This is a genomic window from Arsenophonus endosymbiont of Aleurodicus floccissimus (assembly GCF_900343025.1).
GTDB lineage: Bacteria > Pseudomonadota > Gammaproteobacteria > Enterobacterales > Enterobacteriaceae > Arsenophonus.
On record NZ_OUND01000003.1, the window covers coordinates 214,350 to 238,345 of the forward strand.

Sequence of the window (23,996 nt, forward strand, 5' to 3'; positions counted from 1 at the left end):
TCTAGGTGACATCAAGGGCGAGAGTACAGATAAGAATCACAAAGATTGGATTGCGCAGTGTTAATTTTGGTATTTCTAACAATGCGCAAGTCGCTTCTAGTGGTCAGAGAAAATTGAACAAAGGAACGGCGAGTTTCAGTTATATACATTGTACCAAAGTCATGGATATTAGTTCAGTAAAATTATTGTCTGCCGTTGCATAGGGTAATTCCCTAAAAAATGTAAAACTCAGTGTTTGTACCATGTTTGAGAACGAGCTTCATCCTTATATTGAATTGGAAATGGATGAATGTATGATCTAAAGTATTTCTCAGAATGCGGACAAAGATGGCGACTGTCCTCATGAAAGTTTCACTATTGTGTTCTCCAAAATCAAATGGACTTTCACACCGCTTACTCCTGAAGGTAAGAAAGGTAATAAGGTAGGACCAGAAGGTTGGGATCTGATACAAAATACCAAACAGTAATATTTACTGACGCTTAAATTAAACAAGTTGCGGACTCAATAGATCGGCAACTTGTTATCTGACAAATAATTTATTTTTTATCATCGGGAGGGGACACAAATGCAGGCACAAGCCATACCATCGTTCTTATATCGTTTACATGATGATTTCCCGCATGAGGAAGAATTTGAGATAAAAAATAATCAGCGACAAGCGGCGATCGACTCGTTGGTCTCTGATTTAAATATGTTATTTTCATCTCGACCGCTATCAGGCAGTTTAGAGGTTTATGATGAACTTGAGCGTTCAATATTAAATTATGGTGTGATTGATGTGGTTGACGTCGATATTTTGAATGATGATCGCATTGAGTTACTCAGAAAAAATATTTATCAATCTCTGGTGCTATTTGAACCGCGCTTACAAGATATAACCGTAAAATTACAAAACAATTCGCCAGAAAATATTGTTTTTGGGGTGCAAGGACTATTTTGGGGACAGCGCATCGTTTTTTCTGTCACCTGGAGTAGTGTGGCCTATAGCTACTCTATTTTTTGGGGAGAATAACAATTTCATGTTACTACCACAAAAAAACTTAGACTATTATAACCGAGAGTTAAATTATCTAAGAAAATATAGGATTACTTTTGCTCGTCGTTTTCCTAAAATTGCGCGTCGATTAGGGCTAGCTGAAGGCATTTTTGAAGATCCACATGTTGAACGTTTGGTGGAATTTTTTGCTTTTTTAACAGCGCGTATTTCATCAGAAGATTAATGAAGATATGCCTGAATTGAATAATGCCATGATGGAAATACTAGCACCCCAATTTATGCGTCAAGTGCCATCCGTCTCATTGGTATAATTCCAACCTGAGCCAGCAACTTCTGGTATAACGGGGGGTTTTATCTATTCCTCGCCACCGTTTTTTAACTTCTAAGCCAGTCGATGATGTTACCTGTCGTTTCCGTACTGTTTATCCGGTAGAAATCTTGCCAATAGATTTATCTGAAGCATCACTTAAACAGGATCCCTATGATCGAAATTTTATCTTAACGCTACGTTTTATCACCTGGCCAGCGGCTCAGTTTCAGGTGCAATCTATCCGTTTATATTTACATGGTGTGCCAACGATTACTCATGGTTTATATGAGCTTTTATTATCATAGTTCGATGAATGGCAGTGTTATGTTAATCAACAACCGGTTGAAACAACAGCCAATAATATTCAAGCGATAGGATTTGAAGAAGCAGATTTCCTCTGCGCGGATGATATGGCTATCAGTCCTGTTCATCATTTATTACGCGACTATTTCAGTTTGCTAGAAAAATTTTTATTTATTGAATTACCGTTACCTAAATGGGAGCTATTGTCTGGAGAGTTCTACTATCGTTTCCGGTTAAAAGATTGTCATACTTTCTTTGCGCCGCCTTGAGCGCAATTGTGACAAGGTTAATGTAGAAACATTTCGCATGAACTGTAGTCCGATAGTCAATTTATTTCCCCATCAATCTGAGCCGATGACCTTATCGGATAGTGAAAGTGAATATCTTATTCAGCCTGATGCGCGCCGTCCTTTAAGTATGGAAGTTTATAATATTCGGTCAGTAGAGGTTTTTCAGCGTAGTAAAGAACAAGAATACAACAGCAGCATAAAAGTAAAGGCGCTATTTGGTATTGAGCATCATGAAGAGCGAGGAATACCATCATTATATTGGCAGACAACACAAAGAGCCTCGATGCTGCTAAATGATTAGGGTATCAATATACCTTCATTGGTTGCGGATTTGCGTGGTAAGCGCCATACTCCGGCGGTAGATGTCGTGATGTTAAAAATTATATGCACTAATCGCGATATGCCACAAAAATTAAGTAACGGTAATTCAGAGGGTGATTTTGATGCTGAGTTTGCGTTACCCGGCGTAAAGGTTATCGCATTAATCCGGCCACAACCGCCGTTACGCCCACAGCTTGATGCTGCGCAAAATTGGCGCATGGTGGCACAATTCAATCTTAATCATATGTTACTCTGTCACAGGATGAAAGTGGGCAGCGGCTACGAAAAACGCTTGAACTATATAATTTACAGAATGATATGGCCGTATCGCGCTTGATAGGGTTACTGAGCCGTATCACGATTAATCCAATATCTGTCAGGTTAGATCCAGCGGATCCTTACTCTTTTGCCAAAGGTCTGGAAGTGACGCTGACATTCCGATCTCAAGCCGAAGAGTTTGTTGATTTTTATCTATTTTGCTTTGCGCTAGAAAGATTTATTGCGCTATATGCGCCAATAAATGGTTTTACCCAAATTGTTACTTGCTTATCCGGTGTTACCCATAGTCTCAAGCGTTTGCCTAGGCGTTATGGGAGAATAGTATGGCTATGACTTTTTCCCTGCTCGGTGGTAGTTTTTACCAAAATGCGCGTCGCCTATTGAGAAAGGGTTTTAGAAAAGGGCGTCAGGTGAGCGTACCTGATGATGTGGTACGTTTTGAATCGGTATTGACCTTAGATGCACCAGAGCGGGAAGTTGAAAGTTTTACGGTTGATGAGCGGACGGCAGAAGCGACAACTTATTGTATGGCAGTTAACCATTTTGGTTTATTGGGCACCCATGGCGCTTTGCCATTACGTTATACTGAATGGCTGATTGATCGTCGTTATCGTTATAATGATGATTCAGCTAAAGCGTTTCTCGATGTTTTCAATCACCGTCTGCTGAGTTTACGTTTTCAACGTCTGGCAGAAGTATCGATTATATGTCAATGCCTAATTAAATACCCAGCGGCAGCTACCTGCAGTGATTACTGCGGTGACAGGTCTATTTCCCGAAGAAGTCACCGCCTTACCGGCAGCTGATATGAGTGGCTTATTATCGGCATCCGTACGTTCGCTAGTCAATTTGGAACGGTTGCTGCAACGTGAATTTCAACTCGAGGTTAAAATTCAGCCATTTTATGGACGTTGGCATAAGGTAGCCAGTGAATATCATGCCATTTTAGGTAGTTGTCGTTTAGGCGAAGCGCCTGTCATGGGACAATATTTTGGGGATATTCAATCTCATTTTTTGATCTAATTTACCTGTTCAAAATCTCAGCCATACGAAAAATTTTTATCGAATAATGATGCTTATCGTCAATTGAATCAGCGGGTATGCTTATTCACGGGCGGTGTATTAACTTTTTCTTTAGTATTATTAATGGGTTATAAGGGAACGGGCATAATATTAGATGGTTAATTTTATTTATGAAAACATGATTGTCTGTGAAATGGGACTTTATCAGCAGCGCCAAGACTTTATATAACACCAATTAATTAAAACAGAATATTATGTTATTAACTCAAAACAATCGATATTTACAGTTGTTCGGCGCGATGGGTAATAGTGTTGCCTTAAGTAAAATTGAAGGAGCAGAGTATTTGTCTTGTCCCTATTTATTCACGCTGGAGCTTTATTCAGACAAAAAATTTGCTGATTTGCAAAGTTATGTCGGTCATTCGCATGGATTAAGGATTGGTGATGGGCGGGAAAGCCGTTTTATCCATGGCGTTATAACTAAACTACAGCAGAGTGGTTACAGTGAAACGCTTTATTGTTATAAAGCGCAGCTAGAGCCTTGGTTAGTTTTGCTAATGAGTACGCTCAATTCACGCGTTTATCAGGACATTAATGTACCGGATATGGTGTGCGATATATTAAGAAAACGTGGTTTTAGTGATGTCCGTTTAAATTTGAGTTATTCCTATCCAAAACGTGAATTTTGTATGCAATACCGCGAGTCGGATTTTGATTTTATTATGCGTCAATTAGCCTCGGTCGGTATCTTTTATTATTTCAGCTATGAAAAAGATAAGCATCTATTAGTGTTAGCAGATCATCCTAGCTCATTTTCGCGCGCGCCTTTATCAACATTGCCATATCAAACATTAAGTGGTCAACCTCAATTGATGGGATTGCGCGCTTGGCGTGCTAGCCGTAAGGTGATCCAGGCTAGTGTAGAAATGAGTAGTTATAATATCAAAAATGCCGTATCGGTGTTTGCGAGTGCTAAGGCCCGTGGTGATTACGCTGTCAATAATCAGCTCTTTATCTATGATTTTGCTGGACTTGAACAACAGCAGCAATTAAACGCTCGTGTCGCTTTATATAATGAGCAGTTGGAGTCGCAGACGGGTTATTTGGAAGCGATAAATAGTTATCCGGCATTGCAGGTTGGCCAGAGATTTACTCTGCAAGGTGATCCCTGCCGTTAATGGTAACTATGCCGTTAGCGAACAACAGTTAGCGGCAGAAAGTAATCTGGATAGTAATGAACAACTATTTTCATCGCAAGTCATTCTATTGCCGGCAGATAAAACCTGGCGCCCTTCTCTGACAGTAAAACGACCTAGTATTACTGGTGTGTTATCTACTCAGGTTGTAGGCTCATCGCGGGAAGAGATCCATGTCGATGAAATGGGCAGAATAAAGCTCCAATTTCATTGGGATAAAGAGCATAAAAAAATGATAACAGTTCATGTTGGATCCACGTTAGTCAATTGGGTAATGGTGTTCGCTTTGGTACGCAATTTCTACCTCGTGTTGGTAGTGAAGTATTAGTCAGTTTTGTGGATGGCGATCCTGATTATGCGATTGTAGTGGGTACAGTGATGAATGGCGCCAAAATGCCACCACCTTTTTCATTACCTGAACAAAAAACCCAAAGCGGGCTAACAATAAGAAGTAGTCGTAAAGGCAATGTTAATCAGGGACATCAATTATGTTTTGAGGATAAAAAAGGTGAAGAATTTATTTTAATCAATTCGCAAAAAGATTTGCAATGGCAGGCGAATGACGATTTATCAGCGGTTATCGAGCGGGATGTGCGATGGGAGATTAAAGGGAAACAGGATGTTTTAATTGATAAAGGCAATAATAGCTTAACGTTAACTAAAGGTAATAAAACCGATATGCTCAATAAAGGAAACTTTGTCATGTTGCTCAATAGTGGCAATTACGGCTTGAATGTCAAAGGTGGCAAAATCGATATCTCGGCGGGACAAGTTTGCACTATTACCGCGAAACAGAAGATTGAGTTGCGAGTGGGAAACAGCTCATTGTCAATCACGCCTGCTGGTATCACTGTTAAGGGGCCGGTAATCAATGTGAAAAGTGACGGAATGCTAAAAATGACAGCCGCTAGCACCACGGTGGAAGGGACAGGAATATTAACGCTGAAAAGTAGTGGTATGACAAAACTCAGCGGTCTGGTGGTACAGATTAGTGCCTCAACCATTGCGATGTTAAAAAGGTTATTGACCAAAATTGGTTAATAGCACGGGTTGGTTAATCTTAGGAGCCATCATGGTAAAGCTAAAACACTGTCAATTATCGTTTGTTGCGGAGCAAATATTGCAGCCACTTGCTCTTCATAATAAAAATTTACAGGCTTTACGTCATGATGCTGAATGGACGGATATGGTGTTTTATACCGTGTTTATGCTGCCATATCGTCAGGCGCTCGATTTGGCTTTGGCATTTATTGGCCACGTTTATGAACGTGAGTTGGTGCAAGAATATAGAGTATTATTACAACATGCCAAGGATTGGCGCTCACGCGGCGGCGATCAACTCCGTCATCAACTGTTTGAACAAGCAGAGGCGATTGGATTTGATAATCCGATTGCCGGGCTGGTATTTCCATTTTTCTTAGCGAAGGGATTGTCATTGCGTCTGACTTGGAAGCAGTTGCTGCTTCTCCGTGGCAGGCGATGCAAGCGTTAGCCAGTGTTTTGTGTCTGATTTTACATTTTTATAGCGACAATCCAGTATTGCAAGATAAATATGTCGAGCAATTTTTTACCCTAGCCCAACGATATTTGATCCAATTGACTCTTGATACTGATGTCGGTCGGAAAAGTTACTTGTATCAGGAAACGGCTATATAAGGAGAATAATCGATGCCAATGATGCCTGTTGCACGCACTGGTGATTTGTATGTTTGCCCAATAGTTTCACCCGCTGTACCGCCGATCCCGCATGTTGGTGGCCCTATCATCCCGCCGGGGGTACCGACGGCCTTAATCGGTGGTTTACCTGCCGCCACAATGGGGTCTATGTTGGTCTGTGTTGGACCACCAGATACGGTGGTGATGGGTATCCAATAGTATTAATTGGTGGCCGCCCAGCTGCTCGATTAGGCGATTTGTGTGCTCATGGTGGCGTTATTACCACCGGTTACCCATTGGTTATTATTGCTTGATGGAGAGAAACATGGAGCTGACAGTACTTGACTTTGATCGCTTAATGTTGAAGCATTCTGATGATTTACCAGCCGGAGAAAACATTGAATACCAGCCAATATTTGAGCAGATAAATCAAGCTCGGCAAAGCGATGATGACTTACAGCTTGAGGATATGTGGTCTTGTTAAGTTCGACAGACCGATTGGCGTCAAGTTTCGCTACTTTGTGCTGAGATATTGGAAAAGTATAGCAAAGATTTACAGATAGCCTGCTGGTTAACTCAGGCACAAGCTAAATTGCATAGTTTAGCAGGTATGGCGGTTGGTGTCGCATTAATTACCCGTTTATGTGAAACATTTTGGCCGACACTGTGGCCTAAATTAGATGAAGATGAAGGCGATTACGGGGCGGATATCCGATTAGCGCAATTAAATTGGTTAGATAATAAATTAAGCCATATATTGGAAGATTGGCCATTAACAAATGACGGTAAGTTGAATGTCAGGCAATGGGCTCGAGTACAACATTATGAGCATAGTGTTGCCGCTAATGCTGAACTTAGAAAACCGCTCCAAGATGATGGCTATTTTGGTATCGCTGATTGTGATGAAAGTATTCGTTACACGTCATCATCACATTTCAATCATTTACTAGAGCAAATTCAGACGTTACAAACTTCTCTGCTGACATTACAGGTGAAGTTGAAAAATTTTTGCGGTGAAAATGTCATTGTTATAAGTGATAGCTTACGGCAGATAGAGGAAGTGCAAAGCTTATTGTCCCGGTTTTATCAAGATCGGCTGCCACAAGTGATAGTGGAAGAACAGCTGCATGAACAGGTTAACACAGACAGGGATGAGCAATTGAATAGCCCGTCACTCAATCGGCCCTGTTCACACCTTGAAAATAGAAAACAGGCGATAGAGCGGCTGTTAACCATTGCCCAATATTTCCGTTGTAATGAACCGACCAGTCCCGTTCCTTATCTATTGGAGCAAGCGGCTAGTTGGGCAAATATGGAAACAGCACAATGGTTAGCGGAAATGTTAGTTGATAATGATTCGACGCTACGGGAAATAATGAGAGTGATTAAAGGATCAGAAAATTAATATAAGTGGGATGATGACATGAATCGAACCAAAATTTGCATTCGTTTGATAGTCATGCTGGTTCTAATGGGAAATGTTACCGGTTGTAATTCTTCTTATTCTACCGATCAACAACGTCAATCAGCGATCGAGCAAGCGTCAGCCACCTTTGCTAGCGATGCGATTAATATTGATCTGATAGCAGATCTGCAATTGAATGCGTTTAATCAAGTGCCCAATAGTTGTACGGTACTTATTATTCAAGCCGAAAGGCGTGACCAATTAGATGGTTTATTAAATAACCCTACGCTGTTACGCAATCTTTTTGCTCGTGCGTGCGGTAGTGAAAATATACTTAAATTGGATAGTTATGTCATGATGCCTGGTCAACGCGTTACATTATATCTAGATCACATAGAGCAGACACGTTATGTGGCATTGATTGCGGGTTATTACCCGCTACCGAATGAAAGGCATGCGCGGATTTTTTCTATTCCTCTCGAATTAACCTCACAGGACTGGTGGAATAAGTGTTGGCAGACCAATTTTATTCCCATCAATATCGAAATTACGCTAGATGAGGCGTCTATTGTTCGCAGTAATAAATCGGTTAGACGGCCGAGTGATGATGTCGTTTTTCCCTCCCAATCGACAACGGGAAAAGTGAGTAAATCTACCACCAGATAACCAATTTAAATTGTGCAAAATAAAGTGCAACGATGAGATGTCGAGATGTTGTCAGCGATATTTTAGGGGAAAATTATGCTTGATTATAAACCCATATATTGGTTTAGCAGCTTGTATTTACAACCGCAGCATTTACAAACACAGCAACTACATGATGAATATTGGCGTGCCCGTTATCAATTATTGACCCAACCTTGGGCTTGGGGAGTAATAAATATCACTTTTCATCAAGCGGCATTACAGGATGAAGAATTACGTATTTATGAAGGGCAGTTTATTGTGCCAAATGGTATTTATGCTGATTGTAATGTCAAGGCTATTGTTGCTCCTCATTCATTACGACATTGCTGGCTAGTAAGAGAAAAACCAGTACTGGTTTATATTGGCTTAAGACAGATCAGTTATAATCAAAATAATGTTACTTATGTAGCAAAAGCGAGTGAGATCACTGAACAGACAACGCGCTGGGTCAGTTCGCCTACGGAGCGACCAGTCAAAGATCTTTATGGCAATGGTACTGAAGTTCAGATACAGCAGATGTTATATAACGTACGCTTTTTTTTTGCAAGACGAAATAGCGCAATTAAGTGGTTCCCTGGCTATGGCAGCGAATTAATAATTTATGTTTAGAACTAACCGTACGACTTCATCAATTTGAGAAATTTAAACGACCATAAATGATGAAAACCAGTAAGCTTTTCGAGAGAAAAGATATTTTACTGTTAACAATATGTACATTGGCGCGTTATGTGATTAGGTTGCAGCATTATAAATAAGCGTAAGACATCCATCTATGGCAAATAATCGGCTTATTAAGAGAGTTGATTGCTGAACTCACTTGTTTTACTGATCTCTGCTCATTTAATGGCATATGCCAATGGGATGATACCGTAGCCGCTGGCTATGATCATCATGATATTGCGGTAAATTTGAAGTTATGTGAACGTAATATCATGGCATTACTGGATAATTTAATGATTAGGCAGGATAGCATTATCTCATTTGCTAAACAGAGTGAAGGCTATTTTTCTGCGGATTGGTTATTGGAGCCACAACAAAAATATGTCGCTATTTATTTAGTCATGCGTTCAGAACGATTTATCGAGCAGGAATATGCAGTACCTGATGATAGATTAATAAAAATGGCGGCAAAAAGCCAGATTGATATCATTATCACTCGCTCTTTAGCTGGAGTACGTTTTCATTATCAAATTAACCCACCGCAGGGCTTACCACAAAAAATCAATAGCCGTTATTTCAAGGTAGAAGAGCATAGCCATGCATGGGAAGAAATAAAAAACAACGGCAGTATCATACTGCATTGGCCATAAGCACCGGAAGATTTACAGATAGATTTAATTTTTGCCAGGAGTTACTGATGTACTTAGTTGATTTTTATATGCCGGTTTTTCACCGGGTACTGTTGATTGTGCAACAAGCTGAACAATATAGCGATACATTACGAGAAACGGTAAAAACAATGTTAGTGAAGGCACAAGACAATGCACTGATGCATGGTTATGACAAACAAGATATTGATGATGCACATTTTGCCGTATTGGTTTGGGTTGATGAGGTGATATTTGAATGCTGGATCTGAATAGCTCAAACAATGGCGTCTTTCATCGCTACAATAGCTTAGTTATGACTCTAGATTATGCGCGTTAATCTTTTTTGAGCGTTTAAAGTTAATGGCAATCGATCGTTTTCAAGCCAGGCTGGTTTATGTTTGCTGTGTGGTTTTCGCGGCTGTTATGCTACCGATGGTGAAATGGCGTTAAATCATCTTATTGATCAGGAGATTAATAATTTGCCCGATCATCTTCGCGATTTTATGACCAATAAAAATTTGAGTTTAATGCCGGCAATGTTTAGTCATACAGACAGTCATGCTCAACCTATTATGAGCAAAGGGTGGGAACAGTGTCTTGCTATCGGCATAATATTAGCTTTGTATTTGCTCGCTTCGGTCAGCCTTTTTAATCTTGCTACTTAAAAAATAAGAGAGTAGGAATGAAAAAATTTTTTGCGTCGTCGGTATATTATTGCTGATAATAGGTCTCTTATGCTTGTGTTTTGCGATGGTTGCCTTGTTGGTCATGGCCAACATTAACGGCACTATGGTTATTTTTAGGTTGTTTATGTGGGCTGCTAATAATATATGTCAGATGGTTAGTCATATCTAAAACACAAAGATGGATAAAACAGTTGTTGATGAAAAAGCACTACGGCCGAAATCGGTTGGAGCGCCAGTTATGGCGTCACTGGAAGCGAGGTGCCGGCATATAAAAACGCTGGCGATTAACCTGGCGGCAGTATGCTCCACCCTGGTATGTTGTATTAGGTATGCAAGGTGGCGATCAACTAGGGTTGTTAGCTGATAGTCAAATTCCATCACTCGCAGGCATGCAAAGTCGTTCGGTGAATGAACGACAATTTAGTTGTCGCTGGTGGTTTTTCCGCGGCGCGATGTATCTGGTTATGTCCAGTTATTTTTCAACCGATCAACCGTTATATCGCCAGGCTTGGCAATGTTTAACCGCTTGGTTTACTAAGGTGCGACCACCTGCCGGTATCGTACTTTGTCTACCCATGGATTTATTATTGCATGCTAACAGTAAAGTGTTTTTTCAGACAGCACTTTTGCAGCAACCTCTTAATTATCGTTTATCAGTATGGGTGGTAGTTACTCATAGTGAGTGCTTACCTGGACTCCAAATATGGAGTCGTCAATTGTCGGAACAGCAGCGGCAGCAGATGCTAGGTGGAATGGTTGACCGAGGGTTAGATGGTAATTGTATTGGTGCGTTAGATCGTACGTTACATTCAGTTATTCAGACTTTAAAGATCACAGGTTTGCGTCATTTAAATGATTATCGTAAGACGCCACCGGCGGAGTTACTGATCTTGCCCGAGCAGATAAGGCAGCCGCCGCCGGCGTTGGAAGAATATTTTCTGGCTCTGTTTGAACCTGATCATTACCAACAGCATAGTTTATTATGCGGTTTATTTTTTACTGCGACAGAAGATAACGATAATCAATCTGGCTCAAAAAGTTTATTTAGTCAGCAGCTGTTAGAAAAAATATTACCTGCTGAGAAAATACAAAAATAGTCTCTTTTTAGCGCATGTTTTTGGCGGCGTCGCGTTTGGTATAGTTTATTCATTTTTATCTTATTATTTGGCGTTGGTCCCTCATTATGGGTCGCTTATGAAGATATGCTTAAGTTAGCTTGTGATCCTTTAAAAAGTGCCTTGCATGTTGTTATGATTGTTATCAGAAGGCAGAGGTGTGGCAGGATCGTAGGATGGATTTGTTTTCACCGCTGCGTTATCTGTTGCGTCAACATCTTGCGCAACAATATTTATATTTGTTAGCGGATAATAACTACTATCCTGACCAAGTTATTAATAATCTGACGATCCGTTTCGTTATGAGTAATAATCAACAAAAGCACCATCTTATTCTCAATTTGGTCCGTTTCATTAATAGTGATCAGGCTATGAGTCAAGGTGCCAGCTTAGCGCAATTGCGCCAGCTTCCCGCTTGGTCTGCAACTGAGCTTTTTGGGGTGACGTCAGCTATATCACAAGACGAGTATATTGTGATACATTTAGCGCAATATCGTACCGGTCAAGTGTAGTAAACATTATCTCAGTGGCAGTTAGTGTTACAACAGTTATTAGAAAAAGACAACCATTGGTCATGGTTACTGGATTATAATATTGTTAATGATGATGATAAAGTTACCCTGGCTGATTTTTGGCCGCTAGGGTGGGGTGATGAACAAAAATTATCCGTCAACGTTAAGGCGATTTATACTCAAAACGGGGAAAAGGCATTACATGCATTATTGGATGAAATAACCTTAGCCATTAATGATGCCGACTTTTTTTTCCAGCGACGAAATCAGTTTATTAACAACTATCATCAACAATATCAATCCGCTTGGTTAAGGTTGCCACAAGCAGAAAGTTACACCCGGGGTAAAAGTAATTGGCAACAATTAATATTGGATATGGCGCAAAACGCCAGTCCCTATCTGCTCTTTTTTAATCGCCTGGCAATAGAAAGTACATCTATCCCACAATCAGAACAACAACCTTGGCTAAGCGATCAGTTGTCTTTGTGGCAATTATATAACTACTTACCAGAGAGCAATTTTTTACAGCAATTGTCGATGCAAGAAAGTGTTTGGCGTCGATTTATTTAAACTAAATTTGGACGTTTACCACCAATTTCTATTCGTGTTGATCAACACGCTCTATTCCGTTATCAAGCCTGGTGGCAGATGCTACAAAAAACCGTCCAATATGTTTTATGAGGGGATAATGAAGCGGAACAGTTAGTGAAAATTTCTCTTGGCGAAGAGCATGATCAGCAAAACGACAATTTACGGTTATTGGTTAATCAATTTGATTTATGGCGGCAACCATTGCAGGTTAAAAACATGGCGCAACGTGAACCACTTTTACGGCATTTATGGCAGGGTGATTAAACGTTTGTTAGTGCGATTTGCTTTTTTTAGTGCGGCTGAGAAATTACAATAGCAATGGGACAGCCAGGTTATTTGGCCGATGAGTAATGCCAATGATCATCAGTTATTGAGTGTAACAGAACAGATGGTACGTTTGTCTGATTATAGTAAACGTTTTATCAAAGAACATGCTAATTATGCATTAAATATCAATGGAGAAAGGATCTCACGCCGTTCTCTGGCAGGTATCTATTTTCCTGTTAATGATGCATTTTTGCATTTTATTCGTCAGATTGTGCGACCTAATGATTTGGCACCAGCCAGTGCAGATATTCGTAGGCGATTACAGGAAAAACGTGAATTATTGTATACGCGGCAGGGGGGAGAAATAGATCCTAAGCAGAGTCAATGGGGAATGTTAACCTTCACTAGCCAGCCGGCAAGTGCCAATCGGCAGTCGTAATTTTTACCTATCGGCAGTCGCATTAGCTTAGATTGTCAGCAACAAATTCAGTAAATCAACAGTATCAATTTTAATGATAGCGCCACTATGCGTTGGCATCCGCAATGGCGCCAGTGCATAAAAATTGATATAGATTTTCCCGGTTTTCGGTTAACGCAAATTTATAGTGGGAAAGAAAATATGGTCCGGGTAATTCGAGCACTATCTTAAGGAGAATTGATCTTTAATACTAAAAATTTTGCCGCACAATATAGCGTGTTAACCGCATTAGGCATTAAACGTATTACGGTACGTTATTTTCTAGATGGCGCGCCAGAGGCGTTGTCACTTTATCAGCATTGGTAACAGCAGCAGAAACAACAAAGGGATAAGCAACAACAACTGCAACAGTTAGATCAACAATTACTGAATTTAAATACGCCAGCGATACCGGTAAAGGGCTCTTTGTCATCGTTACCATTAGAAATTACTACTTTGTGGTATGAAAAAAGGAATAATTCGTGAGCAGTAATTTAAAACAGATTATTAATAACCTTTCGCTGCAGGCACGTGAGTGTTTGGATAGTGCCGCCAGCTTAGCAGTTAGCCATACGGCATCATGAGATAGAAAATGAGCATTTACTGCTAATGTTATTAGAAAAGCAAACCTATTTAGTAGAGCAGCTCTGTTATCACGCTAATGGTGATGCATTGAAATTATTAGAAGTTTGCCAAGCTTCTTTAGCTCAATTGCGTGGCGGCTGTTATCGGTCGCCAGTATTTTCTCTCATGTTGACGGACTGGTTAGAAAGCACCTGGATGTACGCCACTATACGCTGGCAGATGGATAAACTATCACCTTTATTATTATTGACTGCTTTGCTGGTAGAACATAAATTGCATCAGGGATTACCACTATATCTACAACAGGCGCTGCAAATTAATGGTGAACTATTAGATAAAGCTGTTGAAATAATGATGCAACAGAAATCAGTTGCTGCCTCTAAGCTCCAAGGCCAAGCGTCTGCCTTGATGAAATATGCGCATTATTTTACACAGGCAGCGCGTGAAAATAAATTGGATTCGGTACTTGGACGAGAAAAAGAGATCCGCCAATTAATTGATATATTGTTGCGTCGTCGGCAAAACAATCCATTGCTAACAGGAGAAGCTGGGGTTGGAAAAACCGCATTAGTTGAGGGATTGGCACAACGTATTGTGGCTGGGAATATTCCGGCTGCGTTAGCTAAAGTAGAACTATTTACGCTAGATCTTGGTTTATTACAGGCCGGAGCCGGTGTAAAAGGTGAATTTGAAAATCGTTTACAACAATTATTAGATGAAGTAAAAAATTATCCGTTACCCATTATTTTATTTATTGATGAAGCGCATACCTTGATTGGCGCAGGCGGTCAAGCAGGGCAAAATGATGCGGCAAATTTATTAAAGCCGGCGTTAGCGAGAGGAGAGCTCCGTACAATCGCAGCGACAACACAAGCAGAGTACAAAAAATATTTTGAAAAAAATGCGGCACTGGCTCATCGTTTCCAGTTGATTAAAGTAGATGAGCCTAGCTAGGAAGTTGCCATCGCCATGCTGCGTGCTATGGTGCCTATGATGGAACAACATCATGGCGTACGGATTTTAGATGGCGCAGTTACTGAAGCAGTCCAGTTAGCTACTCGGTATATTACTGGCCGCCAATTACCGGATAAGTCAATTACCTTGCTGGATAGTGCTTGCGCTCGGGTCGCTATTTCTCAATGTGGTGAGCCTGGACCGATAGAAGATCTGCGGGCAATGTTGGCGCAGCGAAATGTGGAGCGTCAATCATTATTGCAGGAAGGTAATTCTGAGCATGAAAATGTCAGTCGCCAAATTGAACAATTACAAACTTTGCTAAATTTACTATTACCCGAATATCACGAGCAATAACGTCTGGTGCAGGCAATCAATGTAGCGGGTGATAATGAGACAGCAATTACTCCATTACGAAGTGAATTACATGCACGGCATCAACAACATGCTTATGTATTTGATTGTGTCGATGCAGCCTGTGTGGCGGATATTGTTTCTGGTTGGACAGGTATTCCATTGGGCCGGATGGTGGAAAATGAGCGAGATGTACTGATTAATCTTGAGCAACGTTTAGCTTGCAGAATGATGGGGCAAGATCATGCTTTAGCGCAAATTGTCCGTCAAATAAGAATTGCTAAAACGCAACTGGCGGATCCACAGAAACCTTGCGGTGTTTTTATGTTAGTGGGACCTTCAGGTGTTGGTAAGACGTAAACTGCAATCGCATTAGTGCATGAAATGTATGGTGGTGAACGAAGTATGATTACCGTTAATATGTCGGAATATCAAGAAGCGCATTCGGTTGCAGGTTTAAAGGGGGCACCACCAGGTTATGTCGGTTATGGGCAGGGTGGAGTATTTACTGAATCTGTACGAAGACGCCCTTATAGTGTGATTTTATTGGATGAAGTTGAGAAAGCACACCCGGATGTGTGCTGGAGCTATTTTTTCAAGTTTTTGACAAAGGTATAATGGAAAATGCGGAAGGGCAACGAATAGATTTCCGCAATAGCTTGATTATTTTAACTTCAAATGTGGTTTCTGAATTAATCATGCGAGCGATTCGGCAAGGAGTAAAAGAAGGGGATACCGTACGAGCTGCAGAACTGGATGACATCCAACAATTTTTACATCCTGAGTTGCAACGTTTTTTCCCTACCGCGTTTTTTGGACGTTTACAAGTGATCCCTTATTTACCGGTAGAAGGTGAAATTTTACAAATAATTATCCGTCATAAATTGGCCAAAATTGTTATAAGATTTGAGAAAGCAACTCAGTTGCGATTGACTTACTCTGATAGATTGTTGGAATACCTTGCCGTTCATTGTTTGATAGCCGAAAGTGGTGCCAGGGAAGTTGATAATTTACTATTGCAGCAGGTATTACCATTATTATCGGATAGCCTTTTGTCTAGAGATATGGCCGATAGATCCAATATTTATCTGGATGTGCAAGATAATAAGGTTTGTTTCAACTCTATATCATCAGACTAAAAAGCTAATAATAAATATAACTAACCGAGGATAAATAATTTATTGGTATTATTTGTTGGTTTGTGTACTTTCTAAGAAAAATAGGCAGTATAATTAGAATAATATAATGAAGACGTTGGAAATATCGCTGTATTAGTTAATTTTTGTTGACCTGGGATTAGCCTTATTAAGTTTACAGAATCGTAATATATAATATAGGTAGCCTTTATCCATTAATTTGGTTTCCTGCCGGTATTTTAGTCGGTGTTTTATGTATCTCACCACCTCGTTATTGGCCATTATGGTTGGTAACGGGATTTTTGGTGGTGCTTTGCGCGAGTCAATTATCTGATTGTTCGGATCAGTTTCTTTAATTTTTGCCACGACAGATAGCCTGTATTTGGCGGTTGCGGCACATTTATTTGGCAATATTTCTATGGTGTCGCTTATATGCCACGTAATGCGTGGCATATACTCTATTTTGCCCTGATAAATGTTGTTATTGACAGTATAGGGTGTTTTATTACGAATATAATATTTTATTTATCTAATCTGTCTTTTGATTTATATGATCCATTTGCAAGAGTCGTTATATATATTAAATTATTTGCCGTTAAGTTTGTTGGTAATATATAGCTTTTGTCGTAGCCCTCAATTAACCTATATACCAAAATTTTGGCTAATGGCTCTATTTTCGGTCGTAATAATAACAGGTTTTATGTATTATCCGGTGACTGCTATTATCTCATCGCCTCTGATTACCGGATTATTGTTAGTCAGTGTCAGTGTTACTATTTTGCTTTCTCTCAGTTGTAATTTATTACTATTCAATGCTTTTTTATCGCTGTGTTCGATAGGTTTTGTCTTACTACCGTTACTGAATATGCCAATTTTTTATGAGGGCGATGAAATAAGGCGTCAATCAATAATAGATTTAGCGCAATGGTGTAGTGTTTTGTTAGCGTTTCCTGCTTTATTTTTGGCTGGTTTTTTGCGCAGTTTATATCATGTGTTATTTCGTTATAAAGTGCGTTTTTTATTAAGCAAAGAAGATGAACTTATTACCTGGTATAACTTGAAAACATGGCGTAAATGTTATCCTATGCCAGCCTCATGGGTGTTATTCGTCGCTTGGATCCATTTTGATGATAGAAAAGCGGTTGACCACCTAAAAATATCAGCTTGTGGTAACCTAAAGTATTAAAAATTCGGCTGTCAGATGGTAAAGGTGGATTTAATGAAGCTCATCTTGCTTTGATTTTGTGACAAAGAGATAAAGGCAAAGAAATGGAAGGTTTGTTGTATGAAATTTCACGTTAAAAATAATCTGAGGGATCTATGAGTAAAAAAATTATTATTGCTGATGATCATCCCGTGTTTTTACTGGGATTACGTATGGTTCTTTCCGGTATGCCAGAAAATTATCAGATTGTTGGTGAGGCACATCATGTCAGTGGGTTGTTATCTTTGTTGCAAACTAAACCGTTAGATATGTTGATAACTGATTTTATTATGCCGGGCCACAAGGATATGGATGGTTTACGTATGATAAGTTATATCCGCAAAAATTGGCCAACTTTACTTATCGTGTTGATCACGATGGTTAATGAATCCAATATAATCAGTATGCTGTCGCGTTACAATGTCAAACCCATCCTGAATAAAAGCAGTTTAGCGAGCGAACTAGAAAAAGGACTTTATAATACTGCAGGCCAAGAACAGCCTTATATTAGCTCTGACTTTCTCAGTTCCTCTATCGATCAACTCGCTCGTATATTAACGCCTAAAGAGTTAGAAGTGATTCGTTTACTGGCAAAAGGATTAACCGTTAATGATATTGCGACCAAGGTGTTTCGCACTAAGCAAACTATTAGTTCACAAAAACAGAGTGTCATGAAGAAGCTTAATATTCCAAATGATGTGGCTTTATATAATTATTTGCAACAGGTGGGGCTCAGTGGGTGAGCATACGAAAAAGGATAGCTCTCTTATTTGGAGGATGGTATTGGTTTTTTGCTTTACCTGCATTTGGTCAGTCACTGTGTAATGATTCATCGCAAGTGACAATTCCCGCTGAAGGGATAGAGATTGGTTATTACTCTAATATAGTGCAACGATTATTCTTGCCTAAAGTGAATTTTGTCGATAACTTTGCAGATAAATCAACGGCTATTATAGTAGGTATTGTCCGTTGTACTAGTGAACCTTTAATCATTTATCGGTGGGATGGCAAGATAGAAGGAATTTGTGCAGATTATCTTAGTGTATTATCCAGACTATTAAAAATACCGATAAAGATACGTATATTCGATAATTACCAGCAGGCGAGAAATGCACTAAATGAAGGATATATTCAATTATTAGCCCAAACCTCGGCAGCATTAACAGCAACAGTACAAAGAAAAAATTAAAGTAAGCCAATATTAATTCAACCGCTGGTAATGTTGGTAAAGAAAGAGAAAGCCTATTATAATGCTGAAGAATTAGGTGTATTGGTTGCTCATAGTGAACCGCCGGAACTATTGGCTAAAATTCGTCAATCATATCGTTAAGTTGTTGTTGTGGAATCGGCATAAGAGGCGTTACGGTTAATATTGGATGATAAGGTCGATGGTTTTATTAGTGGGCAAGCGCAAATAGCTTATCAGTTTACTTTTCGTTCGTTGCCGAGTTCCTTAGTTTGGCATCATGTTGATTGTTCCAGCATGTTGGAAAATAATTTTGTATTTCGAGTACATGATCCGCGAATGGAGAATATTGATCGTACACTAAACGAATTATATAAAACCATTAAAAATGTTGTTTATGAACGTTGGATTGCCGGTGTTGTTCCCATAATGAGCAGTGAAAATATTAATTTTTCACTAGAGGAAAAGAATTGGCTGTCGCAGCACCCGGTTGTTAATGTTGTGGTAAAATACAATGCGCCGCCATATTCCTTTGAGAATGCTAATGGTCAAATCATTGGCATGAATATCGATATTTTACGCTTGGTCGGGGAAAAACCGGTATCCATTTTAATCTTGTGACCGTCGATAATACGGCCGGCATTATTGATTATTTGCAGCAAGGTAAGGCTCAGATGGCGCTGTCATTAGTGAGTAATGAACAACGTCAAAAATGGTTACTATTTTCTCATCCTTATAGTTCTTTCGAATGGGGAATGATCACAGGGAATTATCGTAATGCATCAAAAAATTTCCAACAATTACGCCAAGGCCATTGAAATGGTATTAGCGGGCACGGCAGATGCAGTGTTAGATAATATCGTAAAGTTGTGGTAGTAAGTGGTCACATCTTATTGTCAGAATTTAAACATGAGCCAGATATTGAATTGATTGAAGTTGACAATATGGATTTTGTCAGTGCCAATTATCTACAATCAAGCCGTTATGGTGATAGCATTTTAATACATCCCCTTAATAGGGATTTCTTTCCTGCCAGGTATGCAGTAATTAAGGATTATGTACCATTAGTTAATATTCTGAATAAAGGAATTGATGCGTTGTCGCCAAAAGATCTGCGTTATTTTCATCAAAAATGGTTATCGCCGGTCACTTTTTTTACTTCATATAGTGTATTACATCTTTCTTCTTGGATTATTCTTTGGAGTAGTGTGTTATCAGTGATCTCGATTACTTTAATATTTTTGGGTAGTTGGTTAACACGTCAAATCAGGCAGCGTAAAGCGGCAAAAACAGCGTTACAGAACTCATTAGCGTATTTGTGGGAAACTTTGTTCAATACGATCCCTGCACCGATGTTTGTCTATGATCCAATCATGAATATTACAGCTGCTAATCCATGGTTTTTACATGAGATGGGTGACTTGCCGCGCGAGAGGATCATTGGCCATTCTCTATTTTCACAAGGTTTTTTTCAACCAGATGATGAAATAGAGATATTTACCCAGTTTCTCAGCTGCTTGTCAGGTGCTCCCGCCTATTTTTCTGATTGTTCTATTTCTGTTCAAGGCCAAACGTGAGAAGTTTACCTATGGCTAGAACATTACCGTGATGCAGAAGGAATTGTTCAGGGTATCATTGGCGGTTGGTTTCATATTACCGAGCGAAAATTATTGTCGCGAGAATTACGAACAGAACGTGATAAGGCGAAACGAGCGAGTAATGAAAAATCGACTTTTTTAGCGTATATTAGCCATGAGATCTGCACTGCATTATATGTCATTATTGGTATATTGGAATTAGAAGTCAGACAACTACCAGAAAATGTTCCTTTGCATACTGCCAGTCGAGCAGCAAACTCTTTACTGGATGTGATCGGTGATGCTTTGGATTTCACGCGTATTGAATCTGGTAAGGTAACATTGAATTTACAGTCGGTTGGATTGTATGCCTTATTGGAACAATGTGCAGAACCTTTTTGTGCAATTGCACAGGATAAAGGGTTAGGTTTCAACCTTGAATTAACTATCCCAAAACAAAATTATGATCTACTTGATGCGACGCGTATTACTCAAGTGATCAACAATTTACTCAGTAATGAGGTTAAATTTACTGATGAGGGTTTCATTACATTAAGGGTAGTTATCCAACGCTCGATCAATAGTGAAACGCAAATGCTCTCTTTGTATGTGCAGGATATGGGCTGTGGTATTCCAAAACATATGTATAGTGAAATTTTACAGCCTTATATACAAGCGGAAGCGGATTCAAGGGGAACAAGATTAGGATTACCAATATCTATACAATTAATGGCGCTGATGGATGGAATCCTCACGTTAGAAGCGGCTCCTGGTAGTGGCACGCTGGCACATATGTATTTACCGTTAAAGCGAAGTGAGCTGCAAGAAGAAGTATCTCCTACTCATATTATCCAGCCGGAACCACTCAATATCTTATTAGTGGATGAACCTACCAGCCAATTTGCAAGTGTTATCTCTATAACTGGCTTCTTCCAAACATCGGGTAACCATTGCTGAATGTGCAGAGAAAGCATTAACTCTGGTGGAAGAAAATTATTTTGATATTGTATTAACGGATTGTCAGATGCCAGTTATGAATGACTATGAATTGATAAGGGTATTGAAAACCTCGTCAGCGCAACGTAACTTACCGCCCCAAGTTATTTTGGGCTGTACGCAAATGTATTTAGTTCAGAGCTATCATTGTGTCTTGCTGCCGGTATGGGATGGTGTATTAGTTAAACCTTTAACACAGGATCATTTACTGTCGGGAATTGCTCGCTATTATCCAGTTGATTAATTCACAAAATGAACTCTGTTTTGATGGTATTAGTGCCTTGGCTAGTGGTGATAAACAGAAAGAATATCAATTATTACAAGCAATAATTTTGTAAGAAATAGAACAAGATCTGGCCATGCTGGATAATATAAGATCAACGTCGATTGATAAGGAAGCGCTTTCGCTACAGTTGCATCGAATGAAAGGTATATTTGCTTTATTATGCTATCAACCCGCTTTACGTGCTTGTTGGCGGATTGAAAAAGGCGGATTTTGTGGTGATAGCTAAACCTTAGAAACACTATTCTACTATACCGATATTTTTCGGGCGGCAGTTAATGGACGTTTAAATGATAATAATGATCTGGCCAAAGAGTCATCTGATCATAAAATGATATTAACGGAATAATAGCTGTAATTGTATGAAGATAGGCGGTATTAAATTATTTATTCATGCTGCTTAATTATTCAATTAATAACAACAGGGAAAATATTAAATTTCCCCTGTTCTATTATGTTTTGCATCCATTTCAATTAGCATTTTTAACTATCAAGACTGTTAAATGCTAAGTTATTTTGCTCATCATCAGTTCTATTAACACAATATTGGATTTTGCTATTGAATAATTAGACTAGAGTTACTTTTGCCTGATCTATTATTTTCGATGAGATATCTCATTCTGGGTTGAGTTGGGATATCCGCCAATTTTAAAAATCTTCAATAAATTTTGTATTAACACAGAATGTTTGTAGTCCTACTTATTTAGATGTTCATGTTCACGATAATTAGGATGTAATTCCCAATATTTTCAATTTTTGGCATCACAAGCGATGTTCAGGTGAAAGCAATTTTAACGGATCAAATGGATAAGGCTTTGAGGTTGCTTGCAGAAATAGTTGGCACACCATTTCGTGTAACCAAGCAGTGCCAGCAACATCTTAGAAGCCTTTTATTTTTTGCAGACGTAAAACTAAATTATGCAATTTCCTGACTTTCATTTCATAGCTCAATATCTCTTTTTGCTGCTGCTCATACCACTTGGGAAAAATGAGTTTAGTTAATCGAGTAAGTATATTTTTAGGTGGGCGACTTGCCTCTATAATACCATCTTTAATAATGGCAGTTGCATTTTTATTAGTTAATAACGGTAATGTTTTCCCTAATGGGGTCGGTAATAGCTCCAAATTATGAATAATTATTCCTTGTAATTTTCTATTATAACTATGTAGTTTTTGTAAATGGTTTTTTAGTTCATTAATATTTCGCTTTTCTCTTGTTGCTTCTAATTTAATGTCTTCTACTTTTTTTATCTCTCTGGCCTTTTGTAAATATATCTGATGATATATATTAGCCAGTTCTTCTGATAACGAAGCTAAGTTGGTCAAACTTTAAAAGTTAGCATACTGTAGCGTGATTTCAGCATCCAGTTTTGCTATTTCTTCGATTTGATTGTTGTCTGAAATATTTATTTGATCAGTCAGTATGTTATTGATAACAACTGTTTCAGTTTGTCCGGATAATTTTAATTTATTTTTTTTAAAACAGATTGTTCTAATTTTAAAAATCCCTTAAATGCATTATCTGTATCAATCGTGATTAGATTAATATTATTGATAGATTTATTGCTTTTTTTATAAATATTAATTTTCTCTTTGTATTTTAATGACTTTTCTTTAGTTTCTTTAACTGTATTAAGTCTGAAGTAATTTATTGCTAAGGGATTATTTGGTGTTGAAAAAATAAATGACATTATAATTTCCTTAGTTATAATTTGTTTTTTTTTTGTAATAAACAACTTTACTCCATGGTATAGTAAAGTGAAGTTAGTAGCTGAATTTATACAGTTATATCTAGTAAACTACTGATATTTTATGAAATTTCATTTCAAAGATAAAAATAGAGAAAAATTTTGTTGAAATAGATTAAGTAAGCATTTGCATCAAATATCAATGCTTTTAATATCATTTTTATAATGATAAAGGCGCTTTCAGTAAAACAACTTTATTATTTATAACAAATTAACAATATAAAATAGCGTTCTGATCAAAAAAAATTAAATGGTTGTGTTTAGAAATGCGAAAATAATAAAAATTGACTACAAGCTTATAAGGAACTTTATTTTAAAATAAGCTGCAATTTCATTTTGTTACAGAAAATAAATTTTATATTTATGTTAAAAATAAACTTAAAATATATTTTTTTGTTATTTAATAAAATATATTTTGACTTTAATGTTCATAACTAGTATTTTTTTTAAAACTTAATGAAAAATATATATCATTTTAAATAAATCATGGTAAATAATTATCATTCATTGAGGAAAATAGTTTCAAAAATTTTATAAAACAGTTATTTTTTCTTTAACTGTCATTAG

Annotated in this window: 40 protein-coding genes and 4 pseudogenes; 41 read left to right on the forward strand and 3 right to left on the reverse strand. The window is 38.5% G+C overall.

Annotation, left to right across the window (positions count from 1 at the left end):
• Positions 1–5: 5 nt before the first annotated feature.
• The 27 genes and pseudogenes from ARADI_RS18425 (at position 6) to ARADI_RS11200 (ending at position 13,388) form a co-directional block, all read left to right on the forward strand.
• Positions 6–203, forward strand: a complete 198-nt coding sequence (locus tag ARADI_RS18425; protein ID WP_238149400.1) for a type VI secretion system tube protein Hcp — start codon at positions 6–8, stop codon at positions 201–203.
• 363 nt (positions 204–566) lie between these two features.
• A complete protein-coding gene (locus tag ARADI_RS11110) occupies positions 567–1,013 on the forward strand; it encodes a type VI secretion system baseplate subunit TssE (protein ID WP_119712089.1) in 447 nt (148 codons plus the stop codon).
• Between the two features lie 7 nt (positions 1,014–1,020).
• Positions 1,021–1,221, forward strand: a complete 201-nt coding sequence (locus ARADI_RS19860) for a type VI secretion system baseplate subunit TssF (RefSeq protein WP_255420695.1) — start codon at positions 1,021–1,023, stop codon at positions 1,219–1,221.
• 31 nt (positions 1,222–1,252) lie between these two features.
• Positions 1,253–1,309, forward strand: coding sequence for a hypothetical protein (locus ARADI_RS19865; RefSeq protein WP_255420703.1), 57 nt, complete (start codon positions 1,253–1,255; stop codon positions 1,307–1,309).
• A 46-nt stretch (positions 1,310–1,355) separates the two neighbouring features.
• Positions 1,356–1,880, forward strand: a pseudogene (locus ARADI_RS19870) (type VI secretion system baseplate subunit TssF).
• Positions 1,867–2,559: pseudogene (locus ARADI_RS19875) on the forward strand (type VI secretion system baseplate subunit TssF). Before ARADI_RS19870 ends, ARADI_RS19875 begins: the two co-directional pseudogenes overlap by 14 nt.
• Complete coding sequence (locus ARADI_RS19880) at positions 2,475–2,834, forward strand: type VI secretion system baseplate subunit TssF (protein WP_255420704.1); 360 nt, start codon at positions 2,475–2,477, stop codon at positions 2,832–2,834. The pseudogene ARADI_RS19875 and the gene ARADI_RS19880 overlap by 85 nt, the downstream one beginning before the upstream one ends.
• Positions 2,825–3,307, forward strand: a complete 483-nt coding sequence (locus ARADI_RS19885) for a type VI secretion system baseplate subunit TssG (protein ID WP_119712090.1) — start codon at positions 2,825–2,827, stop codon at positions 3,305–3,307. The genes ARADI_RS19880 and ARADI_RS19885 overlap by 10 nt, the downstream gene beginning before the upstream one ends.
• Complete coding sequence (locus ARADI_RS19890) at positions 3,261–3,524, forward strand: type VI secretion system baseplate subunit TssG (protein ID WP_147392405.1); 264 nt, start codon at positions 3,261–3,263, stop codon at positions 3,522–3,524. Before ARADI_RS19885 ends, ARADI_RS19890 begins: the two co-directional genes overlap by 47 nt.
• A gap of 254 nt (positions 3,525–3,778) precedes the next feature.
• Complete coding sequence (locus ARADI_RS18435) at positions 3,779–4,702, forward strand: type VI secretion system Vgr family protein (RefSeq protein WP_238149401.1); 924 nt, start codon at positions 3,779–3,781, stop codon at positions 4,700–4,702.
• The gene (locus ARADI_RS18440) at positions 4,686–5,048 is read left to right on the forward strand and encodes a hypothetical protein (protein ID WP_238149402.1); all 363 of its coding nucleotides are present in this window, start codon (positions 4,686–4,688) and stop codon (positions 5,046–5,048) included. Before ARADI_RS18435 ends, ARADI_RS18440 begins: the two co-directional genes overlap by 17 nt.
• A complete protein-coding gene (locus tag ARADI_RS18445) occupies positions 4,988–5,761 on the forward strand; it encodes a phage baseplate assembly protein V (RefSeq protein ID WP_238149403.1) in 774 nt (257 codons plus the stop codon). The genes ARADI_RS18440 and ARADI_RS18445 overlap by 61 nt, the downstream gene beginning before the upstream one ends.
• A gap of 31 nt (positions 5,762–5,792) precedes the next feature.
• Positions 5,793–6,212 carry a DUF6931 family protein gene (locus ARADI_RS11135; RefSeq protein WP_238149404.1) on the forward strand — a complete coding sequence of 140 codons (420 nt, stop codon included), beginning with the start codon at positions 5,793–5,795 and terminating at the stop codon, positions 6,210–6,212.
• The gene (locus tag ARADI_RS18450; protein WP_238149405.1) at positions 6,200–6,376 is read left to right on the forward strand and encodes a hypothetical protein; all 177 of its coding nucleotides are present in this window, start codon (positions 6,200–6,202) and stop codon (positions 6,374–6,376) included. The genes ARADI_RS11135 and ARADI_RS18450 overlap by 13 nt, the downstream gene beginning before the upstream one ends.
• 12 nt (positions 6,377–6,388) lie before the next feature.
• Positions 6,389–6,690 (forward strand): annotated as a pseudogene (locus ARADI_RS11140) (PAAR domain-containing protein).
• A complete protein-coding gene (locus ARADI_RS11145) occupies positions 6,636–6,860 on the forward strand; it encodes a hypothetical protein (protein ID WP_182853240.1) in 225 nt (74 codons plus the stop codon). The pseudogene ARADI_RS11140 and the gene ARADI_RS11145 overlap by 55 nt, the downstream one beginning before the upstream one ends.
• Positions 6,861–6,875: 15 nt before the next feature.
• Positions 6,876–7,781, forward strand: a pseudogene (tssA, locus tag ARADI_RS11150) (type VI secretion system protein TssA); the annotation flags it as partial.
• A gap of 18 nt (positions 7,782–7,799) precedes the next feature.
• Positions 7,800–8,447: a type VI secretion lipoprotein TssJ gene (locus ARADI_RS11155; RefSeq protein WP_119712093.1), complete on the forward strand. Its 648-nt coding sequence runs from the start codon at positions 7,800–7,802 to the stop codon at positions 8,445–8,447.
• 75 nt (positions 8,448–8,522) lie between these two features.
• Entirely contained in the window at positions 8,523–9,077 is a 555-nt protein-coding gene (gene tssK / locus ARADI_RS11160; RefSeq protein WP_119712094.1) for a type VI secretion system baseplate subunit TssK, read from the forward strand.
• Between the two features lie 155 nt (positions 9,078–9,232).
• Complete coding sequence (gene tssK / locus ARADI_RS11165) at positions 9,233–9,778, forward strand: type VI secretion system baseplate subunit TssK (RefSeq protein ID WP_119712095.1); 546 nt, start codon at positions 9,233–9,235, stop codon at positions 9,776–9,778.
• A 47-nt stretch (positions 9,779–9,825) separates the two neighbouring features.
• The gene (locus ARADI_RS11170; protein ID WP_182853215.1) at positions 9,826–10,047 is read left to right on the forward strand and encodes a DotU family type IV/VI secretion system protein; all 222 of its coding nucleotides are present in this window, start codon (positions 9,826–9,828) and stop codon (positions 10,045–10,047) included.
• A 129-nt stretch (positions 10,048–10,176) separates the two neighbouring features.
• Positions 10,177–10,443: a hypothetical protein gene (locus ARADI_RS11175; protein ID WP_119712097.1), complete on the forward strand. Its 267-nt coding sequence runs from the start codon at positions 10,177–10,179 to the stop codon at positions 10,441–10,443.
• A 350-nt stretch (positions 10,444–10,793) separates the two neighbouring features.
• On the forward strand, positions 10,794–11,561 hold the full coding sequence (locus ARADI_RS11180; protein ID WP_119712098.1) for a type VI secretion protein IcmF/TssM N-terminal domain-containing protein: 768 nt from the start codon (positions 10,794–10,796) through the stop codon (positions 11,559–11,561).
• Positions 11,562–11,755: 194 nt separating this feature from the next.
• Positions 11,756–12,091, forward strand: a complete 336-nt coding sequence (locus ARADI_RS11185) for a hypothetical protein (RefSeq protein ID WP_119712099.1) — start codon at positions 11,756–11,758, stop codon at positions 12,089–12,091.
• A 24-nt stretch (positions 12,092–12,115) separates the two neighbouring features.
• Positions 12,116–12,661 (forward strand): hypothetical protein, encoded by a 546-nt coding sequence (locus ARADI_RS11190; RefSeq protein WP_119712100.1) that lies wholly within the window; start codon positions 12,116–12,118, stop codon positions 12,659–12,661.
• Positions 12,662–12,796: 135 nt separating this feature from the next.
• Positions 12,797–12,946 (forward strand): hypothetical protein, encoded by a 150-nt coding sequence (locus ARADI_RS11195; protein WP_182853216.1) that lies wholly within the window; start codon positions 12,797–12,799, stop codon positions 12,944–12,946.
• Positions 12,947–13,025: 79 nt separating this feature from the next.
• Positions 13,026–13,388: a hypothetical protein gene (locus ARADI_RS11200; RefSeq protein WP_119712101.1), complete on the forward strand. Its 363-nt coding sequence runs from the start codon at positions 13,026–13,028 to the stop codon at positions 13,386–13,388.
• A gap of 283 nt (positions 13,389–13,671) precedes the next feature.
• Here the strand turns inward: ARADI_RS11200 and ARADI_RS11205 are convergent, their stop codons facing one another.
• Positions 13,672–13,839: a hypothetical protein gene (locus ARADI_RS11205; RefSeq protein ID WP_182853217.1), complete on the reverse strand. Its 168-nt coding sequence runs from the start codon at positions 13,837–13,839 to the stop codon at positions 13,672–13,674.
• Between the two features lie 176 nt (positions 13,840–14,015).
• On the opposite strand from ARADI_RS11205, the gene ARADI_RS18455 reads away from it, so the two are divergent.
• The 14 genes from ARADI_RS18455 to ARADI_RS11255 all read left to right on the forward strand — a co-directional run bounded on the left by ARADI_RS18455 (position 14,016) and on the right by ARADI_RS11255 (position 21,910).
• Positions 14,016–14,945, forward strand: a complete 930-nt coding sequence (locus tag ARADI_RS18455) for an AAA family ATPase (protein WP_238149407.1) — start codon at positions 14,016–14,018, stop codon at positions 14,943–14,945.
• A gap of 15 nt (positions 14,946–14,960) precedes the next feature.
• Positions 14,961–15,302: a hypothetical protein gene (locus ARADI_RS18460; protein ID WP_238149408.1), complete on the forward strand. Its 342-nt coding sequence runs from the start codon at positions 14,961–14,963 to the stop codon at positions 15,300–15,302.
• 6 nt (positions 15,303–15,308) lie between these two features.
• Positions 15,309–15,659, forward strand: coding sequence for a hypothetical protein (locus tag ARADI_RS18465; RefSeq protein ID WP_238149409.1), 351 nt, complete (start codon positions 15,309–15,311; stop codon positions 15,657–15,659).
• Positions 15,660–15,683: 24 nt separating this feature from the next.
• Positions 15,684–15,917 (forward strand): AAA family ATPase, encoded by a 234-nt coding sequence (locus tag ARADI_RS19895; protein ID WP_255420706.1) that lies wholly within the window; start codon positions 15,684–15,686, stop codon positions 15,915–15,917.
• Positions 15,917–16,438 (forward strand): ClpB D2-like domain containing protein, encoded by a 522-nt coding sequence (locus ARADI_RS19900; RefSeq protein WP_255420696.1) that lies wholly within the window; start codon positions 15,917–15,919, stop codon positions 16,436–16,438. Before ARADI_RS19895 ends, ARADI_RS19900 begins: the two co-directional genes overlap by 1 nt.
• A 661-nt stretch (positions 16,439–17,099) precedes the next feature.
• A complete protein-coding gene (locus ARADI_RS11215; RefSeq protein WP_147392407.1) occupies positions 17,100–17,621 on the forward strand; it encodes a hypothetical protein in 522 nt (173 codons plus the stop codon).
• 134 nt (positions 17,622–17,755) lie between these two features.
• Positions 17,756–18,382, forward strand: coding sequence for a response regulator (locus tag ARADI_RS11220; RefSeq protein ID WP_119712104.1), 627 nt, complete (start codon positions 17,756–17,758; stop codon positions 18,380–18,382).
• Positions 18,379–18,828, forward strand: coding sequence for a type 2 periplasmic-binding domain-containing protein (locus tag ARADI_RS11225; protein ID WP_119712105.1), 450 nt, complete (start codon positions 18,379–18,381; stop codon positions 18,826–18,828). Before ARADI_RS11220 ends, ARADI_RS11225 begins: the two co-directional genes overlap by 4 nt.
• Positions 18,829–19,011: 183 nt before the next feature.
• A complete protein-coding gene (locus tag ARADI_RS11230; protein ID WP_119712106.1) occupies positions 19,012–19,446 on the forward strand; it encodes a hypothetical protein in 435 nt (144 codons plus the stop codon).
• Positions 19,443–19,643, forward strand: a complete 201-nt coding sequence (locus ARADI_RS11235; protein ID WP_182853218.1) for a type 2 periplasmic-binding domain-containing protein — start codon at positions 19,443–19,445, stop codon at positions 19,641–19,643. The genes ARADI_RS11230 and ARADI_RS11235 overlap by 4 nt, the downstream gene beginning before the upstream one ends.
• 75 nt (positions 19,644–19,718) lie before the next feature.
• On the forward strand, positions 19,719–20,402 hold the full coding sequence (locus ARADI_RS11240; RefSeq protein ID WP_119712108.1) for a PAS domain-containing protein: 684 nt from the start codon (positions 19,719–19,721) through the stop codon (positions 20,400–20,402).
• A 93-nt stretch (positions 20,403–20,495) separates the two neighbouring features.
• On the forward strand, positions 20,496–21,359 hold the full coding sequence (locus tag ARADI_RS11245) for a sensor histidine kinase (RefSeq protein ID WP_119712109.1): 864 nt from the start codon (positions 20,496–20,498) through the stop codon (positions 21,357–21,359).
• A 25-nt stretch (positions 21,360–21,384) separates the two neighbouring features.
• On the forward strand, positions 21,385–21,642 hold the full coding sequence (locus tag ARADI_RS11250; RefSeq protein ID WP_238149410.1) for a response regulator: 258 nt from the start codon (positions 21,385–21,387) through the stop codon (positions 21,640–21,642).
• A gap of 115 nt (positions 21,643–21,757) precedes the next feature.
• Positions 21,758–21,910 carry a hypothetical protein gene (locus tag ARADI_RS11255; RefSeq protein WP_182853219.1) on the forward strand — a complete coding sequence of 51 codons (153 nt, stop codon included), beginning with the start codon at positions 21,758–21,760 and terminating at the stop codon, positions 21,908–21,910.
• 650 nt (positions 21,911–22,560) lie between these two features.
• On the opposite strand, the gene ARADI_RS11260 is transcribed toward ARADI_RS11255, so the two are convergent.
• Both ARADI_RS11260 and ARADI_RS11265 read right to left on the reverse strand, forming a co-directional pair.
• Entirely contained in the window at positions 22,561–23,007 is a 447-nt protein-coding gene (locus ARADI_RS11260; RefSeq protein ID WP_119712111.1) for a hypothetical protein, read from the reverse strand.
• A gap of 137 nt (positions 23,008–23,144) precedes the next feature.
• Entirely contained in the window at positions 23,145–23,417 is a 273-nt protein-coding gene (locus tag ARADI_RS11265; protein ID WP_119712112.1) for a hypothetical protein, read from the reverse strand.
• Positions 23,418–23,996 lie beyond the last annotated feature (579 nt).